The organism is Pseudomonas sp. xss_2 (assembly GCF_043104195.1).
Taxonomy (GTDB): domain Bacteria; phylum Pseudomonadota; class Gammaproteobacteria; order Pseudomonadales; family Pseudomonadaceae; genus Aquipseudomonas; species Aquipseudomonas urmiensis.
Genome location: NZ_JBICKL010000057.1, coordinates 1 through 18646 on the forward strand (window position 1 = coordinate 1; position 18646 = coordinate 18646).

Sequence of the window (18646 nt, forward strand, 5' to 3'; positions counted from 1 at the left end):
CTGTGCTCCGTGGCCGAGCGGGCGGGTGTGACCCGGACGACAGCGAAGGCACTGTCGTCAACGCTACTGGAGGTAAAGCGCACATCCTGCTGAGAGAGCATCTTGGCTTCCTGCATCGCCGATCCATGGGCCGGGATGGCTCCTGGCGGGGCAGGGCATCCGTTGGGGAGCGATGGTGCAAGGAAGGGCTTCCCGATCAAAAGCAGACCGGTCTGATGCTGGCGTGGGAAATTTCTCTAAGTGCAGTTGCTTGAAATGGAAGGAAACAGGCTCTTGGGTTGAGCGTGGATCAATGGCCCATCAGCCAGTGCTGATGCGGCCCTGGCAGTGTCCACAAACCAAACATGATCACCAGCAAGCCACCGGCCATGCGTACGCTGCGTCGGCGTAGCAGGGCGTTGACCCGCTCTGCGGCGAGCCCTGTGGCCAGCAACACCGGCCAGGTGCCCAGGCCAAACGCCAGCATCAGCGCCGCGCTGTAGCCGGCATTGCCCTGACTCGCCGCCCACAGCAGGGTGCTGTACACCAGTCCACAGGGCAGCCAGCCCCACAGTGCGCCGAGCAGCAGCGCTCGGGGCAAGCTCGATACCGGCAACAACCGCGTGGCCAGCGGCTGAATATGCCGCCATAGCCCGCGCCCGAGTGCTTCGATGCGGGTCAGCCCGCTCCACCAACCGGCCAGGTACAGGCCCATGGCGATTAACAGCAACGCCGCCGCCACCCGCAGCCCCTGGGCCGCCGGGCTGCTGGCCACCGCCCAACCGGCCAGGCCGAGCAGCAGGCCTGCGCAGGTGTAGCTAAGGATCCGCCCGAGGTTGTAGGCCAGCAGCAGGCGCAGGCGCAGGCTGCGTTGTTCTGGAGGGATGGCCAGGGTCAAGGCGCCCATCAGGCCGCCGCACATGCCTAGGCAGTGGCCGCCACCGAGCAGGCCGAGTACCAGGGCTGAGCCAAGCAGAGGCAGCAAGTCAGCCACGAGGGGTTTGGTCCTCGTCTTTGGGCGTGTCGCCATCGGCTTTGACCGCAGCCTGGTGCTGTGGGTCCTGGTCGTCGAACAGGATGCTGTGCGCGGGGCTGTCGAGGTCGTCGTACTGGCCGCTGTCCACCGCCCAGAAGAAGATGTACACGGCCACACCAACGATCAGCAGGGCTGCGGGGATCATGATGTAGAGGGCAGGCATACGGTCATCCTTCAGTAACTGTCATCGCGGGGCGGTTCAGGCCAGCGATTGCAGCGTGGCAGCGGGCTTGCCCGGCGATAAGGCGTCGTCTTTGAGCCGGGTCAGGCGCAGGGCATTGAGCACCACGATCAACGAGCTGAGCGACATGCCGATGGCAGCCCAGACCGGGGTGATCCAGCCCAGGGCGGCAAACGGCAGCATCAGGCCATTATACAGCGTCGCCCACAGCAGGTTCTCGAGGATATTACGCCGGGTCCGGCGGGCCAGGTCGAAGGCCTGCGCCAACGCTTGCAGGCGATTGGACAGCAGCACCGCATCGGCGCAGGTCTTGGCCAGGTCAGTGGCCGAGCCCATGGCGATGCTGATGTCGGCTGCGGCCAGCACCGGCACGTCATTGACCCCGTCGCCGAGCATCAGCACCTTACGCCCTTCGGCCTGCAGCGCGCGCAGGCGTGCCAGTTTGTCGTCCGGGCGCAGGCCGCCAATGGCCTGGTCGATGCCCAGTTGTGCGGCCACTTCGGCGACCATCGGCGAGCTGTCGCCTGACAGCAGCAGTGTCTGCCAGCCGCGCGCCTTGCAGGCGTCGAGCAGATCCTTGGCATCCTCGCGCAGGCGATCGTCCAGGCCGAACCAGGCCAGTGGGCCTTGGCGGTCGCCGAGCAGCAGCCACTGGCCACGCGGCTCGGGTACGACAGGTATTTCAGCGCCGCTCAGGGCGCAGACGAAGCTGGCCTGGCCAATGCGCAGGCGCTGGCCTTCCACAGCGCCCTCAAGGCCCAAGCCTGGCACGTTTTGTACCTGCTCGGCAGGCTGCGCAGCGTGGCCGAAGGCGCGGGCGATGGGGTGTTCGGAGCGGTTTTCCAACCCAGCGGCAAGCGCCAGGCAGCGGTCGGCAGCGAGCGCGCCCAGCGGGCGAATGCTGCGCAGCGCCAGGCGGCCTTCGGTGAGGGTGCCGGTCTTGTCGAAGATCACCGTGTCGATCTGGTTCAGCCCTTCCAGCACATGGCCGCGGGTGACCAGCAAACCGAGCTTGTGCAAGGTGCCGGTAGCGGCGGTCAGTGCAGTCGGGGTAGCCAGCGACAGCGCGCAGGGGCAGGTCGCGACCAACATGGCCAGGACGATCCAGAATGCCCGCGACGCGTCCAGTTGCCACCAGAGCAGGCCGATAGCGGCTGCGGCGACCAAGGTGAACAGCAAGAACCACTGCGAGGCGCGGTCGGCGATCTGCGCCAGGCGCGGTTTCTCCGACTGGGCGCGCTCCAGCAGCCGGACAATCGCCGACAGGCGTGTTTCCTGGCCAAGCGCCTCGACCTCGACGGTGAGGGTGCTTTCGACATTGAGCGTACCCCCCGTCACCCGGTCGCCAGCGCGCCGCGCCAACGGCAGGTATTCGCCGGTCAGCAGCGACTCGTCGATGCTCGAGCGGCCTTCGATGATCCGCCCATCGGCGGGAATCACCGCGCCGGGCAGCACTTGTACCTGGTCGCCCCGTTGCAGCTCGGCCAGCAGGATGCGCTCGCTGCGCCCGTCGCGGTCCAGCCGCAGGCAGGAGCTGGGCAGCAGGTTGACCAGTTGCGCGGTGGCGGCGGCGGTGCGTTCGCGGGCGCGGCGCTCCAGGTAGCGGCCAGTAAGCAGAAACAGCGCGAACATGCCGACGGTGTCGAAGTACAGCTCGCCACTGCCGGTGATTGCCGTCCAGATCCCGGCGCAGTACGCCAGGGCGATGGCCAGCGAGACAGAAACGTCCATGGTCAGGTGGCGGGTGCGCAGGTCGCGAGCAGCGCCCTTGAAGAACGGTGCGCAGCTGTAGAAGACGATCGGCGTGGTGAGAAACAGCGCGACCCAGCGCAGGATGGTGTGCAGTTCAGCACTCAGGTCGATGTTGAATTCGGGCCAGGTAGCCATGGTCGCCATCATCGCCTGGAACCACAGCAGGCCAGCCACGCCCAGGCGGCGCAGGGCGCTGCGGTTTTCCCGGGCCAGTTGCTCGGCGGCTTGGTCGGGCCGGTACGGGTGGGCGGCATAGCCAATGTGGCGCAGCTCGGCCATCAGCTTGGACAGGGCCAGTTGGCGGTCGTCCCAGTTGATCAACAAGCGATGGTTGGACAGGTTGAGTCGCGCATCGGCGACCCCGTCCAGGTTGCGCAGGTGCTTTTCGATCAGCCAGCCACAGGCGGCGCAGCTGATGCCTTCGACCATCAGCGTCGCTTCGGCGAGGTCATCGGCATGGTGCACGAAGGTCTGTTGTACATCGCTGCGGTCGTACAGCGCCAGTTCATCCTGCAACTGTTGCGGCAGGGCTTGGGGGTTGGCGCTGGTCTGGCTGCGGTGTTGGTAATAGTGCTCAAGGCCGCCGGCAACGATGGATTCGGCCACCGCCTGGCAACCGGGGCAGCAGAATGCGCGGGGTTCACCAAGGACCACGGCGCTAAAGCGACTGCCGGCAGGGACGGGCAGGGCGCAGTGGTAGCAGGGGGTGGGCTGGGTCACAGGTCTACTGCCTTGCACAATTTGCTTTGGAGGACGCGCATGCAGCTCGAGTGGGAGCGAGGCGCGTGGGAGCGGGCTCCCACGTGTCCAGCTCCCACGTGTCCCGTGCCCACGCGGTGATGTACGCAAGCCGAGCTCATGGCATTACTCACTGGTGACGCTCAGCCCCTTGCAGGGCCTCGTCACCCAGCTCCAGGGTCAGCCCATGCTCGACCTTTTCCTCCTCGAACAAGCGCCAGACATGACCATCCTGGCTGCCCAGCAGCTCGACGAAACGCCGCCCCTCGACCTTGTCATCCAGTTGGCCGACATAGCGCCCCGGCTCGCTGCGTGCCAGCGTTACCTTGCGGTCTTTGCCCGGCTGGGTCGGCGAGATCAGGTTCAATTCCAGCGTCTGCGGATCGCTGTTGCCGGTCAGGCGCAGCTCGACTTCGCCGGTCAGCTCGTCCAGGTACACCCGCGCCTTGAGGTTGAGGGTCTGCGCCAGCAGCTCGCGGTCCAGCGAGCGGTTGATGCCTTTGCCGGCTTCGTAGTAGTTGTCGTTGACCAGGTTGTCCGGGTTGCGCACGGCAATGCTGACCATGGTCAGGCTCAGGCACACCGAGGTGGTCAGGATGGCGATGATGATCCAGGGCCAGAGGTGCTTGTACCAGGGGCTGGTGGCGGTGGCAGGCATGCAGCGATTCCTTAGCGTATTTGCGGGCCGATGAAACGGCTCTTGGCTTCAACCTGGGTGCCGTTGTCGTCGGCGTCCCTGAGGATGAACATGACTTCGTTGGTGGTCGAGGGCAACTGCTCGGGGGCAACCGACAGCTGCACCGGCAGGCTGACGATATCACCGGCGGCAACGCGAATCTCGCGGTGGCCTTCAAGCTTCAGGTCCGGCAGGCCAGTGGCGTAGAGCACGTAGACGTGGTCGCGCTGATCCTTGTTCATCACCTTGAGGCTGTAGACGTTTTCGATCCGCCCCTGGGCGTTCTCGCGGTACAGCACGCGGTCCTTGCTGACATCGAAACCGACCAGCGAGCGGGTGGCGAAGGCTGTGGCCAGGGCGCCGATCATCACCAGCAACACCAGCGCATAGCCAATCAGGCGCGGGCGGGCCAGGTGGGTCTTCTGCCCCGACAGGTTGTGTTCGGTGGTATAGCTGATCAGGCCCCTGGGGTAGTTCATCTTGTCCATGATGCTGTCACAGGCGTCGATGCACGCCGCGCAGCCGATGCACTCGATCTGCAGGCCGTCGCGGATGTCGATGCCGGTCGGGCAGACCTGCACGCACATGGTGCAGTCGATGCAGTCGCCCAGGCCCTTGGCCTTGTAGTCGAGGTCTTTCTTGCGTGGGCCACGGGTTTCGCCGCGCCGCGGGTCGTAGGAGACGATCAGCGTGTCCTTGTCGAACATCACGCTCTGGAAGCGCGCATACGGGCACATGTACACGCACACTTGCTCGCGCAGCCAGCCGGCATTGCCATAGGTGGCCAGGGTGAAGAAACCGACCCAGAAGTAGGCCCAGCCGTCGGCTTGGCCGGTGAAAAACTCAATCACCAGCTCGCGAATGGGCGAGAAGTAGCCGACGAACGTCACCCCGGTGACGAAACCGATCAGCAGCCACATGCTGTGCTTGGCCGTCTTGCGCAGCAGCTTGTTGGCGCTCATCGGTGCGCGGTCGAGTTTCATGCGTTGGTTGCGGTCGCCTTCGGTGACCTTTTCGCACCACATGAAGATCCAGGTCCAGACACTCTGCGGGCAGGTGTAACCGCACCAGACGCGGCCGGCGAACACGGTGATGAAGAACAGGCCGAAAGCGGCGACGATGAGGATCCCGGAGAGCAGGATGAAGTCTTGCGGCCAGATGGTCGCACCAAAGATGTAGAACTTGCGCTCAGGCAGGTTCCACCAGACTGCCTGGTGACCGCCCCAGTTCAGCCACACGGTGCCGAAGTAGAGGAGGAACAGGACAGCACCGCCGACCATGCGCAGGCGGCGGAACACTCCGGTGAAGGCACGGGTGTAGATTTTTTCACGGGCAGCGTAGAGGTCGACAGAGTCCTTTCCTTGTTTAGCAGGCGGGGTGACATCATGTACCGGAATTTGCTTGCTCATCATCAAGTCCCACGGCAGTGGTAAATGCCGCGGCCAGTGCATGCCGGCCGCGGTCAGGTGTAGTAGGCGCCTGCGAGCATGATACGCCCGTCGTGGCGCCTAGGTTCACCCTGCGACCTTTGGTCGCATTGGGTAAAGCGTTGGGTTGGTGTATGCGCTGTTCATTTGATGTGGATCAATTGACAGTCCACATGAACATTGCGTTTAGTTGCTGCCTTCATGGCTTATACAGTTGCAACTGGTCGATCTCCTCGGCTGAGCGCCAGTCGTTGCCCTGCACCAGGCGTACGCTCAGGCTGTCGGCGGTGTCATTCAGTTCTGCGATCAGGTAGGTGCTCTGCGAGGCCGAGCCGCTCAAGTAAACGGGAATGGCGCCAAAGGCGTTCAGATCGCGGTAGAAGCGGCCCGCTTCGCGATGCAGGTGACCGGCGAAGACGGCATCGACGCGGTAGTGCGAAATCATCTCGCGGAACCGATTGCGTTGTTCCCGGTTGGCCCAGTCATAAGGCTTGTGCAAGTTGAGCAAGACGATCTGCCCGCTGTCATAGGCTTGCTGCAATTGCCCTTCGAGCCACTGTACTGAGCCATTGATGTCGAACTGGTGACGATGCTCCAACGGCCAGGCCCAACCGCTTTGGAAGCCCAGCTCATAGGTGGGTTCGTTATTGAGCTGGATCAGGCGAACCCTACCGAAATTCATGCTGTAGGCCAGGCTGCCGCTGTAATGGGTCTGCCGACGATCTGTAATGGCGCTGATGTCCATGGTGTCGACCCGCTCACGGTGGTGATCGATCAGGTCCAGGATGCTGTCGCGGGCGGCACCGTTGTTGAAGCTCGTGTTGTTCTCGTAATCGTGGTTGCCCAGGCCGAAGTAGTAATTGTCCTGCAAGTGCCGCTCAAGGATTGGATACAGCACCTGGCGCTGCCAGCCGTGCCCATAGGCCGTCATGTCGCCGTTGATCATCACCGGTATTGCCGTGCCCCCCCTATGGGTGCGGTAGTCGGCAATATTGGCGTACTGCTGGTTGATCAACTGCGCCGATTCCCGGTCCCGATCCGCAGCGCTTTGCTCCAGGTTCAAATCCGAAGCTGGGGTCCAGGGGTATTGAGGGTCGGAGGCGAAAACGAATGCACGCGGTGTAGCGCGGTTGCCATGGCGGCCGGGTCGCTTGGGCGGCAGAACGGTTTCGAAGCGGCGATCCAGGTCAGATGTAGTCATACAAGCTCCCTCTTGGTAAGTCAGGCGATAAGCCTGGCTGGAGGGAGTGTTGAGAGGGGAGTGACGGGGCAGAAGCCGGAAGCTGTTCCTGTAGGTGTGCGATTGCCGGGCTCGGTCGAATCCGCAACGGCCCTTCCGGTTGGAAGCGGCAGGGCCGTTGCGCAAGATCACTCGGCTTGCTCGGTGGTTTGCTCCTGGTGCGACAGGCTGTAGACGTAGGCCGCCAGCAGGTGCACCTTGTCATTGCCCTGCAGCTCAGCCTGGGCCGGCATCTGGCCTTGGCGGCCATAGCGGATGGTCTGCTGCAGCTGGGCGAAGCTTGAGCCGTAGATGAATGCCTGCGGATGGGTCAGGTCAGGCGCCCCCATGGCCGGCGTACCCTTGGCTTCAGGCCCGTGGCAGGCGACGCAGTTGGCGGCGAAGATCTTCTGGCCATTGGCAGCATCGGCCTTGATCCCTTCCGGCAGCTTGCGCCCGTCCAGATTGGTCAGTACGTAGGCGGCGACATCGGCCACGCCTTGCTCGCCAATGACCTCGGCCCAGGCCGGCATCACCCCGTGACGACCATTCATGATGGTGGTCTTGATGGTTTCCGGCTCGCCACCCCAGCGCCAATCCTTGTCGGTCAGGTTGGGGAAGCCATACGAGCCCTTGGCGTCGGAGCCGTGGCACACCGAGCAGTTGGAGGCGAACAGCCGCCCGCCCATTTTCAGCGCCTGCGGATCCTTGGCTACCTCTTCGATCGGCATGGCGGCGAACTTGGCGAAGATCGGCCCGAAGCGGGCATCGGCCTTGGCCATTTCTTTTTCCCACTCATGCACGCCGGTCCAGCCTGGCTCGCCGTTGGCGAACTCGGTCTGCTTGTCGGTATCCAGGTAGCTGTAGCCTGGCAGCACGCCTTTCCAGTTGCCCAGGCCTGGGTACAGCACCAGGTAGCCGAGGGCGAAGATGATGGTGCCGACGAACAGCCAGAACCACCACTTGGGCAGCGGGTTGTCGTATTCCTCGATCCCGTCGAAGGCATGCCCGACGGTCTCGTCGGTGACCTCTTCGCGCTGGCCCTTGCGGGTCGACAGCAACAGCCAGGTCAGGGCGAAGATAGTGCCCAACGTCAGGACTGTGACGTACAGACTCCAGAAGGTTGTCATTCTTGTTTGCTCCCAGAAGCTTTCTCTTGCGCTTTAGCGTGCGCTTGCTCGACGTGCCGGCTGGCCTCGGGATCGTCCGCGAAGGGCAGTTGGGTGGCTTCGTCGAACTCCTTCTTGCGCCGTGGGTTGAACACCCACAGGGCCAGGCCGACAAAGGCCACCATCACCACAACGGTGCCCAGGCCGCGGATCATTCCGATATCCATCAGCGTCACCGTTTGCTCTTGATGATGGTGCCAAGGCCTTGCAGGTACGCCACCAGGGCGTCCATCTCGGTCTTGCCCTTGACCGCGTCGGCGGCGCCGGCAATGTCGGCGTCGGTGTACGGCACGCCCAGGGTGCGCAGTACTTCGAGCTTCTTCGCGGTGTCCTTGCCGTCGAGCTTGTGCTCGACCAGCCACGGGTAGGACGGCATCTTCGACTCCGGCACCACGTTGCGCGGGTTGTACAGGTGCGCGCGGTGCCAGTCATCGGAGTAGCGCCCACCCACCCTGGCCAAGTCCGGACCGGTACGCTTGGAGCCCCACAGGAACGGGTGATCCCAGACGCTTTCACCGGCCACCGAATAGTGGCCATAACGCTCGGTTTCGGCGCGGAACGGGCGAATCATCTGCGAGTGACAACCCACGCAACCTTCGCGGATATAGATATCGCGCCCTTCCAGTTCCAGCGCAGTGCGCGGCTTCATGCCTTCGACCGGCTTGTTGGTGACGTCCTGGAAAAACAGCGGGACGATCTGGGTCAGGCCGCCAATGCTCACGGCAATGACCATGAAGAAGGCCAACAGGCCGATATTCTTCTCGACTGCTTCATGCTTCATCAGTGGGCTCCCACGACGACGATCTTGGCGGCTTCTTCCGCTTGCGTGGCATCAGCGGCACGTACCGTGCGCAACACGTTGTAGGCCATCAGCAACATCCCCGAGGCGAAGAACGCACCGCCCAGGGCGCGAACGATATAACCTGGATGGCTGGCCTGCAGCGCCTCGACGAACGAGTAGGTGAGCGTGCCGTCATCGTTGATCGCGCGCCACATCAGGCCTTGGGTGATGCCGTTGACCCACATCGAGGCGATGTACAGCACAGTGCCGATGGTCGCCAGCCAGAAGTGCGCGTTGATCAGCCCGACGCTGTGCATCTGCGCCCGGCCGTAGAGCTTGGGAATCATGTGATACACAGCGCCAATCGAGATCATCGCAACCCAACCGAGGGCGCCAGCGTGGACGTGGCCGATGGTCCAGTCGGTGTAGTGCGACAGCGAGTTGACCGTCTTGATCGCCATCATCGGCCCTTCGAAGGTCGACATGCCGTAGAACGCCAGGGACACCACCAAAAAGCGCAGGATCGGGTCGGTGCGCAGTTTGTGCCAGGCTCCCGACAGGGTCATCATGCCGTTGATCATGCCGCCCCAGCTGGGCGCCAGGAGGATGATCGACATGACCATGCCCAGCGACTGCGCCCAGTCAGGCAGGGCGGTGTAGTGCAGGTGGTGCGGGCCGGCCCAGATGTACAGGGTGATCAGTGCCCAGAAGTGGACGATCGACAGGCGATAGGAGTAGATCGGCCGCTCGGCCTGCTTGGGTACGAAGTAGTACATCATGCCCAGGAAGCCCGTGGTCAGGAAGAAGCCCACGGCGTTGTGCCCGTACCACCACTGGATCATCGCGTCGGTTGCGCCGGCATACGCCGAATACGACTTGAACAGGCTGACCGGCAGCGAGATGTGGTTGACGATGTGCAGCATCGCGGTGACCACGATGAACGCGCCATAGAACCAGTTACCGACATAAATGTGCTTGGTCTTGCGCTTGACGATGGTGCCGAAGAACACCAGCGCGTAGGTGACCCAGACGATGGCCAGCAGGATCGCGATCGGCCACTCGAGCTCGGCATATTCCTTGGTGGTGGTGTAGCCCATCGGCAGGGTGATCAGCGCACCGACGATCACCGCCTGCCAACCCCAGAAGGTGAAAGCGGCCATGCTGTCGGAGATCAGCCGGGTCTGGCAGGTGCGCTGCACCACATAGTAGGAGGTGGCAAACAGTGCACAGCCTCCGAAGGCGAAGATCACCAGGTTGGTGTGCAGTGGGCGCAGGCGTCCGAAGCTCGTCCATGGCAGGTCCAGGTTAAGCTGCGGCCATACCAGTTGCGAGGCGATGAAGACGCCCAGGCCCATGCCAAGGATCCCCCAGACCACCGTCATGATGGCGAACTGGCGGACGACCTTATAGTTATAAGCAGTCGGACTGATTGCTGTGCTCATTCTAAGGTTCCACGGTTTGGGTAGTTCTTGTTGGTTGGAAAATCGGCGCCAGTATCGGTAACCCCTAGGGTTATGGCAACGCAAGGATCCTTGCGCCGACCCGTGTCCAGGCCCTCTCACCGCCGTCCCGCGGTTGTCGGGTTCGGAGGATTGTACACAAATAAATATTTGTAATGTGTACCGTTTTTCACCTTTTTCTGATCGATCGGTCAAGCTTTTTTTCGAGGGCCAGGGCACGCAAGACATCATCCCAAAGCCGTAGGTAAAGCGTTCCAAAGTTCTGCGCAGCGTCAGGCCATGCGCCGCGTCGCAGACCGGCGCACGATGCGCGGTCACTTGGGCAACAAGCTTAGTTCTGTTCGAGGGGGGTGCAAGGGGGAGGGGGGAAACGCATCGCGGGGCAAGCCTGCTCCCACGTTGTGCGTGAGAGCGGGCTTGCCCCGCGATAAGGCTTGCGGCGATTACTTGGCGGTTACAGTCTCAGCAGGCTCCTCTTGCGACAGGCTATACACATAAGCGGCCAGCAGATGCACCTTGTCATGCCCCTGAATCTCTTCCTGGGCCGGCATCTGCCCCTGGCGACCATAGCGAATGGTCTGTTGCAGCTGGGCAAAGCTCGACCCATAGATGAACGCCTGTGGGTGAGTCAGGTCAGGCGCGCCCATCACTGGCGTGCCCTTGCCTTCAGGCCCATGACACGCCACGCAGTTGGCGGCAAAGATCTCCTGGCCCTTGAGCGGATCAGCCTTGACCCCTTGCGGCAGGCTGCGACCATCCATGCGGGTCAGCACGAACGCCGCCACATCGGCTACGCCCTGCTCACCGATCACCTCGGACCACGCCGGCATGACGCCATGGCGGCCGCCCATGATCGAGGCCTTGATGGTTTCCGGCTCGCCGCCCCAGCGCCAATCCTTGTCGGTCAGGTTGGGAAAGCCATAGGCGCCCTTGGCGTCCGAGCCGTGGCACACCGAGCAGTTGGAGGCGAACAGCCGGCTGCCCATCTTCAGCGCCTGCGGATCCTTGGCCACTTCCTCCACCGGCATGGCGGCGAACTTGGCGAAGATCGGGCCGAAGCGGGCGTCGGCCTTGTCCATTTCCTTCTGCCATTCCTTCACTTGCGTCCAGCCGTCCTGATAGCCGGGCAGTACGCCTTTCCAGTTGCCCAGGCCCGGATACAGGATCAGGTAGCCGACGCCAAAGGCCAGGGTGCCGACGAACAGCCAGAACCACCATTTGGGCAACGGGTTGTCGTACTCCTCGATGCCATCGAAGGCGTGGCCCATGGTCTGGTCGGTGGTGTCCTTGCTCTGGCCCTTGCGGGTGCCGAGCAGCAGCCAGGTCAGGCCGATCAGGCTGCCGAGGGTCAGTACGCTGATGTACGTACTCCAGAAGGTGGTCATTGCTGGGTGCTCCTCATGGCAGGTTCCTGCCCGGCGGGGGGCAGGCGGTCATCGTCGAAGGGCAGCAGGCGCGCTTCGGCGAAATCACGGTCGCGGCGACGGTTGAAAACCCACAGGCTCAGGCCGATGAAGGCGATCATCACCACCAGGGTGCCCAGGCCGCGGATCATGCCGATGTCGATTGACAGTTCCATCGCTTACCTCTTGTTCTTGATCGCGGTGCCGAGCACCTGCAGGTACGCCACCAACGCGTCCATCTCGGTGTGGCCCTTGACCGCGTCCCGGGCGCCAGCGATGTCGGCGTCGCTGTAAGGCACGCCGAGGGTGCGCAGGGCACGCATCTTGGTGTCGGTATGGCTGTTGTCGACCTGGTGCGCGACCAGCCACGGGTAGGACGGCATCTTCGATTCCGGCACCACGTTGCGCGGGTTGTACAGGTGCGCGCGGTGCCAGTCGTCCGAGTAGCGTCCCCCCACCCGGGCCAAGTCCGGACCGGTGCGCTTGGAGCCCCACAGGAACGGGTGATCCCAGACGCTTTCACCGGCCACCGAGTAATGGCCGTAGCGCTCGGTCTCGGCACGGAATGGGCGGATCATCTGCGAGTGGCAACCCACGCAGCCTTCGCGGATGTAGATGTCGCGGCCTTCGAGCTGCAACGCGGTGTAGGGCTTCATGCCTTCGACCGGCTTGTTGGTGACGTCCTGGAAGAACAGCGGGACGATCTGGGTCAGGCCGCCGATGCTGACGGCGAACACCATCAACAGTGCCAGCAGGCCGACGTTTTTCTCGATGACTTCATGTTTCATCAGGCTTGTCTCCTCAGGCCAGCTGGGCGTTCGCAGGGGCGGCGACGGCGGCCGGTGCGCGCACCGTGCGCCAGGTGTTCCAGGCCATCAGGAACATGCCGCTGAGGAAGATCGCACCACCGACGAAGCGCACGATGAAGCCTGGGTGGCTGGCCACCAGGGTCTCGACGAACGAGTAGGTGAGCGTGCCGTCGCTGTTGACCGCGCGCCACATCAGGCCCTGGGCGATGCCGTTGACCCACATCGAGGCGATGTACAGCACGGTGCCGATGGTCGCCAGCCAGAAGTGCGCGTTGATCAGGCCCAGGCTGTACATGCGCTCTTTGCCGTAGATCTTGGGAATGGTGTGGTACAGCGCGCCGATCGAGATCATCGCAACCCAGCCCAGGGCGCCGGCGTGGACGTGGCCGATGGTCCAGTCGGTGTAGTGCGACAGGGCGTTGACCGTCTTGATCGCCATCATCGGCCCTTCGAAGGTCGACATGCCGTAGAACGCCAGGGACACCACCAAAAAGCGCAGGATCGGGTCGCTGCGCAGTTTGTGCCAGGCCCCCGACAGGGTCATCATGCCGTTGATCATGCCGCCCCAGCTCGGGGCCAGGAGAATCAGCGACATCACCATGCCCAACGACTGCGCCCAGTCGGGCAGGGCGGTGTAGTGCAGGTGGTGCGGGCCTGCCCAGATGTACAGGGTGATCAGCGCCCAGAAGTGGACGATCGACAGGCGATAGGAGTACACCGGGCGTTCGGCCTGCTTGGGCACGTAGTAGTACATCATCCCCAGGAAGCCTGCGGTCAGGAAGAAGCCCACCGCGTTGTGCCCGTACCACCACTGGACCATGGCGTCAGTGGCCCCGGCATACACCGAGTAGGACTTGGTCAGGCTGACCGGGATTTCCAGGTTGTTGACGATGTGCAGCAGCGCCACGGTGAGGATGAACGCACCGAAGAACCAGTTACCGACGTAGATGTGCTTGGTATTGCGCTTGATCAGCGTACCGAAGAACACGATCGCATAGGCCACCCAGACAATGGTGATCAAGATGTCGATCGGCCATTCCAGCTCAGCGTATTCCTTGGAGCTGGTATAGCCCAATGGCAGGCTGATGGCCGCCAGCACAATCACCAGCTGCCAGCCCCAGAACGAGAACGCCGCCAGTTTTGGTGCGAACAGGGTGGTCTGGCAGGTGCGCTGCACCGAATAATAGGAGGTGGCAAACAGCGCGCAGCCGCCGAAGGCGAAGATCACCGCATTGGTATGCAGCGGTCGCAGGCGGCCGAAGCTGGTCCACGGTAGGTCGAAGTTGAGGGCGGGCCAGGCGAGTTGAGCGGCGATGAAAACGCCGAGCCCCATCCCGACGATTCCCCACACCACCGTCATAATGGCGAATTGGCGGACCACCTTGTAGTTATAGGCGGTACTGGTTGTTGTGTTCATGTATGGGTTCCCATCCACGGTTATAGGCAGGCTAAACAGCGAGGCAAGCATGATTAATGGGCAAAGTGCCGGTATTGACGGGGATCAATGGGCGCAAGTGGCAAATGTCCCAGGCTTGCGCTGCGATCCTGCGCAAATGGGCGGCGAACAGGGCTATGTGGGTGGTCTGATCCTGGCCCATGGCGCGGGCGCGCCGATGGACAGCGGGTTTATGCAGGACATGGCGCAAAGGCTGGCGGCACAAGGGGTAGCGGTGGTGCGCTTCGAATTCCCCTACATGGCCGAGCGGCGGCTAACGGGCGGCAAACGCCCGCCCAACCCGCAGAAGGTGTTACTGCAATGCTGGCGCGAGGTGTACCGGCAGGTGCGACCTTTGGTCACGGGCAAGCTGGCCATTGGCGGCAAGTCGATGGGCGGGCGCATGGCCAGTTTGTTGGCCGATGAGCTTGAGGCCGATGCACTGGTGTGCCTGGGTTATCCGTTCTATGCGGTGGGCAAACCCGAGAAGCCGCGGGTCGAGCATTTGGCCGGGCTACGCACGCCGACCTTGATCATTCAGGGCGAGCGCGATGCCTTGGGTAACCGCGAGGCGGTCGAGGGCTATGAGCTGTCGCCAGCGATCGAGGTGTGCTGGCTGGGGGCGGCGGACCATGACCTTAAGCCATTGAAGGCCTCGGGCTTGACCCATGAGGGGCATTTGCAGACGGCGGCTGAGCGAATTGCGGCGTTTCTTGGTTAGCGCATTTTGCGGCCGCCTTGCGGCCCATCGCAGGCAAGCCAGCGCCTACAGGATTGCGCGATCCCTGTAGGAGCAGGTTTGCCTGCGATGGGCTGCAAAGCAGCCCCTATGACGACAATCAGTCGCGGTACTCGCACAGGTAAGCGGTCTCAACCGCTACCTTGAGCTGGAACTTGCTGTCGGCCGGCACATTGAACTGGCTGCCAGCGGTGAAGTTTTCCCAGTTGTCGCTGCCTGGCAGCTTGACGTTCAGCGCGCCGGAAACCACGTGCATGATCTCGCGCTTGGCCGTACCGAACTCGTATTCGCCCGGGGCCATGACGCCAACGGTGGCCGGGCCTTCGCTACCGGTGAAGGCGATCGACTTGACGGTGCCATCAAAGTATTCATTGACCTTGAACATGGGCGACTCCTGAAAAAGCGATGGAAAAAGGGCTGGCCAGTATGCCCAAGGCCTGCCCCGTCGTCATCTGCTTTCAGGTGCCTTCGACAGGCAAGCTCAGCGGTAGCAAACGCGCGGTATTGCGCGCATCTTCCAGGGCCCGATGCTGCTGGCCAGTGAACTGCAGGCCAGCCAGTTGCAGGGCACTGTTCAGGCCAGCCGGGCGCTGCAAGTGCCGCGCCTTGGCAAAGCGCTGCTTGAGGTTGATGTGCGGCAGCTCCTGGAGAATGCTGCGCACTTTGTAGTCATGCCACTCCTGTAGCAGTTGCCTGCGGTCATAGTCACCCCAGCTGACCCAGGCTTGCAGATCTTGCGCCTGCTGGCCAAGCCAGCCTTCGAATTGCGCCCAGGCCTGTTTGAAACACGCAGCAGCATCCACATCAGCCTGGCTGATATGGGTCAGCTCACGGCAAAAGGGCGTTAATTGCGGTCGCCGTTTCGGTTTGACGAAGCACTGGAAGTGGTCAACCTCGCGGCCTTCACGGGTTACCAGGCTCGCGCCGATTTCAATGATTTCCATCTCCGTGACCGGCCAACCACCGTCGTCGGTGGTAGCCTCCAGGTCGATCACCAACCAATGGCCCATGCCAGGCTCCCTCGCAAGTCTCGCTAGAGAGTAGCCAAAGTCTGCGGCGTCCGACATCCCCTGGCACTTTGGCATATCCGGCGGTTGTGTACGCCTGTGAAAACGCCTAGCTTAGGCGCATTAAGGTCGCATACCGTGATGAGTGTCTCGTCTTGACTCCAGCCCCCAGCCTAAAGGCCGTGTCCTGCTTGCTGAGCTTGGCCGCGTTGTGCCTGGGCGCAGCAGGCCAGGCTGCGGCGGTGGTCGAGGTGAGGATCGGTGCGGCGCATTTCCCGCCTTATACCGTGCGCCCCGAGCAGGGCGGCGAAAGTGGCTTGCTGGCACAACTGGCCGAGGCGCTCAACGCGTTGCAAGATGATTATCGCTTCGTCCTGGTGCCCACCTCGATCCAGCGCCGCTTTGGTGATTTCCAGCAAGGCCGCACCGACATGGCGATCTTCGAGAACCCCAAGTGGGGTTGGCAGCAAATTGCCTACCAGGCGGTAGACATGGGCCTTGAAGATGCCGAGATTTTCGTCGCCCACCAGCAAGGCAGCCGCGATCAGCAGTATTTCCAGGACCTGCGCGGCAAGCGCCTGGCCCTGTACAACGGCTATCACTACGCCTTCGCCGAGTTCAACTCCGATCCGCATTACCTGCGCCAGACCTACGGCGCGACGCTGACCTATTCGCATGACAGCAACCTGTCGATGGTCCAGCGCGGGCGGGCCGATATTGCCTTGGTCACGCGCTCGTTCTTCAGCGATTTCCTGGCACGCAACCCCGACAGCCGCAGCCAATTGATGGCTTCCGAGCGGGTCGACCAGGTCTACCATCACTATGCCTTGCTGCGACCGCAAGCGCCGATCAGCCCCCAGGCCTTCGCGCAACTCATGCGGCGCCTGCGTGAAAATGGCGAGCTATTGCGCATTTTTCAGCCCTACCGAATCACCGTCGCAGCCCCCGTCGACTAAATTAGCCGGAAGTGGCCACGTTTCAGGAGTGAGCCTCTCTTTCATTTCCGGTGAGCCAAGACCATGCCGTTCGATGCCGCTTCACAGCCGCTGTCCCTGCCACGTTGGCGCAGTTTGAGCGCCGATGAGGGCGACTGTCGGCTGAGTTTGACCCTTGAAGGACGCCCGCTGATCCAGCTCCGGCTGGTGCCCGGCGAGGTGTTTGAGGTGCACGTGCAAGCGATCTGTGCCGAGCGCCGCCAGCAGGCGCTGTGGGCTGCCTGCTACTGGTTGTTTGCGCGCGACCCTGCATGCCAGCGCCTGCAATGGCACCTGAGCGATCCGCTGGCGCAAGCCCAAGCCAGCGGCCTGTTGCTGGCGACCGAAGACGCCGGCGTGTACCGCAGCGAACGCACGTTGTTCTGGCAGTTGCCCCAGCCGTGGTTGGGCGAGTCGCATGACGGCGTCTATCCCCAGCAAATGCACATCAGCAACGGCAAGCGCCACCCGCTACGAGCACCCAAGCCACGCGGTGAAGTGTATCGACGTTTCGATGCACGCCTGGGGGCCTGGGTGTCGCTGCGCACGCTTGAGATCGAGCACGATCTTGAGCGTTACAACCGCTGGCAGAACAACCCGCGAGTGGCGCACTTCTGGCAGGAGCAGGGCAGCCTCGAGCAGCACCGCGAGTACTTGAGCAAACTTGAAGCCGACCCCCATACCCTCACCCTGATCGGCTGCTTCGATGATCAGCCGTTCGCCTACTTCGAAGCCTACTGGGCCAAGGAAGACCGCATCGCGCCGTTCTACCCAGCCGACGACTATGACCGCGGCATCCACATGCTGGTAGGTGAAGAAAACCATCGCGGGCCGCACAAGGTCGCCAGCTGGATGTCGGCGCTGGTGCATTACCTGTTCCTGGATGACCCGCGCACCCAGCGGGTGGTAGCCGAGCCGCGGGCCGACAACGCCAAGATGATCGGCTACATGCACGATCAGTGCTTTCACTGCGAGAAGGAGTTCGATTTTCCGCACAAGCGCGCGGCACTGATGATCCTGGGGCGCGAGCGCTTCTTCGATCGCTGCACGCTCGTCTAGCGGCTCAAGTTGCAAGTTTGGAGCGGCAAGCTGCAAGGAGAAGCGGTGCGGTGTGCGGCTTTTTCTTGCAGCTTGTGCTTGCCGCAGCTCAGTGACGGGTAGCGGTCTTGCGGCAGTGGATCAGGGCATCGCGGATCATGAAGTTGACCAGGGTCGGCGAGACGCCGAGCTCTTTGGCGATGTCTTTCTGCGGTACGCCGTGCAAGCGGTACATCTCGAAGGCGTAGCGGGTGCGCTGGGGCAGCTCGTTGAGCGCCTCGGCAATGTGTTCGAGGGCCGCCAGGTTGATATGGGTGGCTTCCGGCGAGGCGTTCTGGATCACCACGTTGAGGCCTTCTTCCTCACTGCCGGAGTACTTCAGCTCCATCGCCTGCTTGCGGTAGTGATCGATCGCCAGGTTGCGCACGATCTGGAACAGATAGCTCAACTGGGCCTTGAACGAGGAGGTGATCTGCGGCGCTGCGCTGAGCCGAAAGAAGGCATCCTGTACCACATCTTCGGCACGCGAACGGCAGCCGGTGATGCGCGCGGCAATTTTGACCAGGATGTTGCGGTTGTCGACGAATGCTTGGAGTAATGGTGAATCGCACTTACTTGTGGATAGTTGTTCCGCCATGGAAATCACCTTGTTCTCTGAGGAAAGGAAGCAACCTGTAACTGCATGCTTCCAACGACGGTCGACAAGCTATTCCCAATGATAATGATTGTCAAATACGAAAGTTAATGAGACTCCATTCGTATTGGTTCTAAGCTTACCCGCGTGAACCGGTTCACTTCGCGCTAGCCGCGCGACGCGCTGTTC

Annotated in this window: 20 protein-coding genes; 3 read left to right on the plus strand and 17 right to left on the minus strand. The window is 62.6% G+C overall.

From position 1 onward, the window contains the following. Positions 1-289: 289 nt before the first annotated feature. The 14 genes from ACF8K2_RS13665 to ccoN (ACF8K2_RS13730) all read right to left on the minus strand — a co-directional run bounded on the left by ACF8K2_RS13665 (position 290) and on the right by ccoN (ACF8K2_RS13730) (position 14047). Positions 290-973 carry a sulfite exporter TauE/SafE family protein gene (locus ACF8K2_RS13665; RefSeq protein ID WP_392465271.1) on the minus strand — a complete coding sequence of 228 codons (684 nt, stop codon included), beginning with the start codon at positions 971-973 and terminating at the stop codon, positions 290-292. Then, positions 966-1178 (minus strand): cbb3-type cytochrome oxidase assembly protein CcoS, encoded by a 213-nt coding sequence (ccoS, locus tag ACF8K2_RS13670; protein WP_186555656.1) that lies wholly within the window; start codon positions 1176-1178, stop codon positions 966-968. The genes ACF8K2_RS13665 and ccoS overlap by 8 nt, the downstream gene beginning before the upstream one ends. A gap of 36 nt (positions 1179-1214) precedes the next feature. Further along, on the minus strand, positions 1215-3668 hold the full coding sequence (locus ACF8K2_RS13675; RefSeq protein ID WP_392465274.1) for a heavy metal translocating P-type ATPase: 2454 nt from the start codon (positions 3666-3668) through the stop codon (positions 1215-1217). A 148-nt stretch (positions 3669-3816) separates the two neighbouring features. Beyond that, entirely contained in the window at positions 3817-4344 is a 528-nt protein-coding gene (locus ACF8K2_RS13680) for a FixH family protein (protein WP_392465275.1), read from the minus strand. An 11-nt stretch (positions 4345-4355) separates the two neighbouring features. Beyond that, the gene (ccoG, locus tag ACF8K2_RS13685; protein WP_392465278.1) at positions 4356-5771 is read right to left on the minus strand and encodes a cytochrome c oxidase accessory protein CcoG; all 1416 of its coding nucleotides are present in this window, start codon (positions 5769-5771) and stop codon (positions 4356-4358) included. 217 nt (positions 5772-5988) lie between these two features. Continuing rightward, positions 5989-6990 (minus strand): metallophosphoesterase family protein, encoded by a 1002-nt coding sequence (locus tag ACF8K2_RS13690; protein WP_392465280.1) that lies wholly within the window; start codon positions 6988-6990, stop codon positions 5989-5991. Positions 6991-7157: 167 nt separating this feature from the next. Then, a complete protein-coding gene (gene ccoP, locus ACF8K2_RS13695; protein WP_186555661.1) occupies positions 7158-8138 on the minus strand; it encodes a cytochrome-c oxidase, cbb3-type subunit III in 981 nt (326 codons plus the stop codon). After that, on the minus strand, positions 8135-8344 hold the full coding sequence (locus tag ACF8K2_RS13700) for a cbb3-type cytochrome c oxidase subunit 3 (protein ID WP_264235134.1): 210 nt from the start codon (positions 8342-8344) through the stop codon (positions 8135-8137). The genes ccoP (ACF8K2_RS13695) and ACF8K2_RS13700 overlap by 4 nt, the downstream gene beginning before the upstream one ends. Before the next feature lie 5 nt (positions 8345-8349). Beyond that, on the minus strand, positions 8350-8958 hold the full coding sequence (gene ccoO / locus ACF8K2_RS13705) for a cytochrome-c oxidase, cbb3-type subunit II (RefSeq protein ID WP_186555662.1): 609 nt from the start codon (positions 8956-8958) through the stop codon (positions 8350-8352). Next, positions 8958-10400, minus strand: coding sequence for a cytochrome-c oxidase, cbb3-type subunit I (ccoN, locus tag ACF8K2_RS13710; protein WP_186555663.1), 1443 nt, complete (start codon positions 10398-10400; stop codon positions 8958-8960). The genes ccoO (ACF8K2_RS13705) and ccoN (ACF8K2_RS13710) overlap by 1 nt, the downstream gene beginning before the upstream one ends. Positions 10401-10861: 461 nt before the next feature. Then, entirely contained in the window at positions 10862-11803 is a 942-nt protein-coding gene (gene ccoP, locus ACF8K2_RS13715; RefSeq protein WP_186555664.1) for a cytochrome-c oxidase, cbb3-type subunit III, read from the minus strand. Next, the gene (locus ACF8K2_RS13720) at positions 11800-11991 is read right to left on the minus strand and encodes a cbb3-type cytochrome c oxidase subunit 3 (protein WP_186555787.1); all 192 of its coding nucleotides are present in this window, start codon (positions 11989-11991) and stop codon (positions 11800-11802) included. The genes ccoP (ACF8K2_RS13715) and ACF8K2_RS13720 overlap by 4 nt, the downstream gene beginning before the upstream one ends. A gap of 9 nt (positions 11992-12000) precedes the next feature. Continuing rightward, positions 12001-12609, minus strand: a complete 609-nt coding sequence (gene ccoO / locus ACF8K2_RS13725; RefSeq protein WP_186555665.1) for a cytochrome-c oxidase, cbb3-type subunit II — start codon at positions 12607-12609, stop codon at positions 12001-12003. 13 nt (positions 12610-12622) lie between these two features. Continuing rightward, positions 12623-14047: a cytochrome-c oxidase, cbb3-type subunit I gene (gene ccoN / locus ACF8K2_RS13730; RefSeq protein WP_186555666.1), complete on the minus strand. Its 1425-nt coding sequence runs from the start codon at positions 14045-14047 to the stop codon at positions 12623-12625. A gap of 49 nt (positions 14048-14096) precedes the next feature. Here ccoN (ACF8K2_RS13730) and ACF8K2_RS13735 point away from each other — a divergent pair, with 49 nt between their 5' ends. Further along, positions 14097-14786 (plus strand): alpha/beta family hydrolase, encoded by a 690-nt coding sequence (locus ACF8K2_RS13735; protein ID WP_312154463.1) that lies wholly within the window; start codon positions 14097-14099, stop codon positions 14784-14786. A gap of 118 nt (positions 14787-14904) precedes the next feature. Here the strand turns inward: ACF8K2_RS13735 and ACF8K2_RS13740 are convergent, their stop codons facing one another. Continuing rightward, the gene (locus ACF8K2_RS13740) at positions 14905-15189 is read right to left on the minus strand and encodes a pyrimidine/purine nucleoside phosphorylase (RefSeq protein WP_186555667.1); all 285 of its coding nucleotides are present in this window, start codon (positions 15187-15189) and stop codon (positions 14905-14907) included. A gap of 73 nt (positions 15190-15262) precedes the next feature. Beyond that, positions 15263-15814 carry an exonuclease domain-containing protein gene (locus ACF8K2_RS13745; RefSeq protein WP_186555668.1) on the minus strand — a complete coding sequence of 184 codons (552 nt, stop codon included), beginning with the start codon at positions 15812-15814 and terminating at the stop codon, positions 15263-15265. Between the two features lie 152 nt (positions 15815-15966). Here ACF8K2_RS13745 and ACF8K2_RS13750 point away from each other — a divergent pair, with 152 nt between their 5' ends. Continuing rightward, complete coding sequence (locus tag ACF8K2_RS13750) at positions 15967-16767, plus strand: substrate-binding periplasmic protein (RefSeq protein ID WP_392465284.1); 801 nt, start codon at positions 15967-15969, stop codon at positions 16765-16767. A gap of 63 nt (positions 16768-16830) precedes the next feature. After that, positions 16831-17844, plus strand: a complete 1014-nt coding sequence (locus ACF8K2_RS13755) for a GNAT family N-acetyltransferase (RefSeq protein WP_392465286.1) — start codon at positions 16831-16833, stop codon at positions 17842-17844. Positions 17845-17932: 88 nt separating this feature from the next. Here ACF8K2_RS13755 and ACF8K2_RS13760 read toward each other — a convergent pair whose 3' ends face one another. Continuing rightward, complete coding sequence (locus ACF8K2_RS13760) at positions 17933-18460, minus strand: RNA polymerase factor sigma-70 (RefSeq protein ID WP_186555671.1); 528 nt, start codon at positions 18458-18460, stop codon at positions 17933-17935. Positions 18461-18646 lie beyond the last annotated feature (186 nt).